Origin of the sequence: Frankia tisae, from assembly GCF_025403405.1 — a bacterium.
Taxonomy (GTDB): Bacteria; Actinomycetota; Actinomycetes; order Frankiales; family Frankiaceae; genus Frankia; species Frankia tisai.
Window position 1 is genome coordinate 1 of sequence record NZ_JANEZT010000594.1, and the last position, 2,440, is coordinate 2,440.

Here is a 2,440-nt window from a genome sequence, read left to right on the forward strand (position 1 = left end):
CGATCGGGCCCTCGGCCTGCTCGCCGATCACGACCTCGCCGTGTCCACGTTCGCCGCCCGGGTCGCGGCCTCGGCGCGGGCGGACCCGTACGCCGTCGTCTCCGCCGGACTCGCCGCCCTGGACGGGCCCCTGCACGGCGGCGCCAGCCGACTGGCCTACCGGCTGCTCGCCGAGGTGGTCGACCGGGGGGACGCGGTGCTCGTCGTCTCCGAGTACCTGCGCGCCGGCCAGCCGATTCCCGGGTTCGGGCACGGGCTGTACCCCGACGGCGACCCGCGCGCCCGTGCGCTGCTGGCCGCGATCACGGCGTTGCCCGCCGCCGAGCCCCTCCTGGCGGCGGCCCGCGAGATCGCGCGGGCCGCCGGCCGGGAGCGTGCGCTGCGGCCCAACGTGGACCTGGCCCTCGCCGTCCTCACGCTGGCCGCGGGGATGCCCGCCGAGGCCGGCGAGGTGATCTTCGCGGTGGCCCGCACGGTCGGCTGGCTCGCCCATGCCCTGGAGGAGTACCAGGAGACGCCGCTGCGCCTGCGCCCCCGCGGCGTCTACGCCGGCCCGCCGGTGTCCGCGGTGCCGGCGTCCGGAACGTCGGTCAACGAAACGCCGGTATCGAGAGCACAGTCCGCGGACTCGCCCGCGGACTGAGTACGTCCGGCCGGACCTGGATGACGGCTCCGCCGTGTGAGGGGCGCTGCCTGATGGATGAATCTGCCGGACGCGGCCGGCGATCGGCGGTCGGCGATCACCTTGCTCACTGCTCCCGGCCCAGCCTCACGGCGAGTACACGTCCCTCCGGGACTGACGCTGATGAGCCACGGGTGATCACTCTTCTGGTGTCCGCTATCCACTGTGGGTGTTCTGCGTTGCCCACAGGAGCACGGTGAACGCGAGCATCATCCAGGCCGCGAGGTAGCCGAACGCGACCATGGGTGAGGCAAGGGTGTAGAGGAGCCCGGCGACGACGCTGGCGGCGACGTTGCCTGCCGCCTGCACGGTGGCGAGCAGTCCGAACGCCGATCCTCGGATCTGTTCGGAGGCGAAGGCGGCGACGGCAGCGTGTTCGGCGGTCTCCGCGCACCCAATCCCGACACCGGCCAGCACGAAGGCGATACCAAGGACCCAGATCACGGGGCCGGACAACGCAAACATCAGGTAGGAGATCAGGAAGGCGGCGACTCCGGCGGCGGTGACGAGCAGCGGTCCGCGGCGACCGAAGTGGTCGGAGAGACCTCCGGCGGGAAACGATGTGATCGTGGCGGCGATGTTGTAGGCGATGTAGAGCGTGATCGCGATCCGGGTCGCCGTGTCCGTGCCGTGGCCGGGGGTCAGCAGGTCGGTGGCACGAAGAATCAGCACAGTGGCGGCCACATTGCCGACCTCGAACACGGTGAACCCGGCGAGCACCCGCCCGAGCTGCCCCCGCAGGATCGGCTGAACCTGGAACCGCAGCTGGCGCCGCTCGCCGGCCTGGGGCAGCCTTGCCTGCCGGATCGCGTAGACGATGGCAACCGCGGCGAGCAGCCCGGGAACGACCGACAACAGCATCGCGGTCCGCACGCCGGCCACAGACACCAGGCCGAGCGCCAGCAGCGGGCCCGCGATCGCCCCGAGGTTGTCCATCGTGCGCTCGAAGCCGTAGGCCCGGCCGTAGGCGGCGGCGGGCACCACGTCGGCGAGCAGGGCGTTGCGGGCCGGTACCCGCAGTCCCCGAGCCGCCCACGCCGCGCCGCGCAGCGTCCCCGCCTGGGCCGCCGAGGTAGTCACTCCGATCAGCGCGGAGAGCACGGCCGTGGTGGTGTAGCCGCCGACCGCGACCGCGCGGCGCCGTCCCGGGTCGTCGGCCAGCGCGCCGCCGACGAACCGGCCGGCACCGGCCAGCCCCTCCGAGATGCCTTCGATCGCGCCCAGCGCGGCAGCCGGCGCGTGCAGGGTCGTGGTGACGAAACCTGCCATCAGCGCGGTCGGCACCTCATGCCCGACGTCGGCGAGGAAACTCGCCGCCCCGATCCCCCCGACTCCCGGGGTCAGCCACGGCCGGCGATCAGCCGGCGCCTCCGTCGTGTCGACCGCCGGCGCAGGCGCCGACCCGACCGCCGCTCCACTTTCCGCTTCGCTACGCACATGCGGAATGAGACGACATCGTGCACCGTAGATACAGACTGTCGTGCATGATCAGATCCGCATATGATGGTGGCCAGCGCCAGTCTGTACTACCACTGTGCGAACCAATAACTGCACGGTCATCTCTCTGGCGGGCGGTCCGGGCCCGCCGGCCGGACCGTGCCGGTGTGCGCAAGGTCATAGCCGCCGAGAGCTGCGACCGTCTGCTGGATCACCGGGTCACGCAACGCGGCGAGCAGCGGTTGGGCCGCGCCCAGCGCACCGCGGCCCAGTGCAATCTCGTAGGGCTCCCACAGCAGCGGGATGAACGCGAGCCCCAGA

At 72.3% G+C, this 2,440-nt stretch carries 2 protein-coding genes and 1 pseudogene; 1 reads left to right on the top strand and 2 read right to left on the bottom strand.

Going from position 1 to position 2,440, the window contains the following annotated elements; translation table 11 throughout:
• On the top strand, positions 1–643 hold a 643-nt coding region (locus NBZ85_RS30275), incomplete at its 5' end, for a citrate/2-methylcitrate synthase (protein ID WP_308205243.1).
• Between the two features lie 195 nt (positions 644–838).
• Here the strand turns inward: NBZ85_RS30275 and NBZ85_RS30280 are convergent.
• Together NBZ85_RS30280 and NBZ85_RS30285 are read right to left on the bottom strand one after the other, a co-directional pair.
• Positions 839–2,119 (bottom strand): MFS transporter, encoded by a 1,281-nt coding sequence (locus NBZ85_RS30280; protein WP_261560638.1) that lies wholly within the window; start codon positions 2,117–2,119, stop codon positions 839–841.
• A 119-nt stretch (positions 2,120–2,238) separates the two neighbouring features.
• Positions 2,239–2,440: pseudogene (locus NBZ85_RS30285) on the bottom strand (substrate-binding domain-containing protein); the annotation flags it as partial.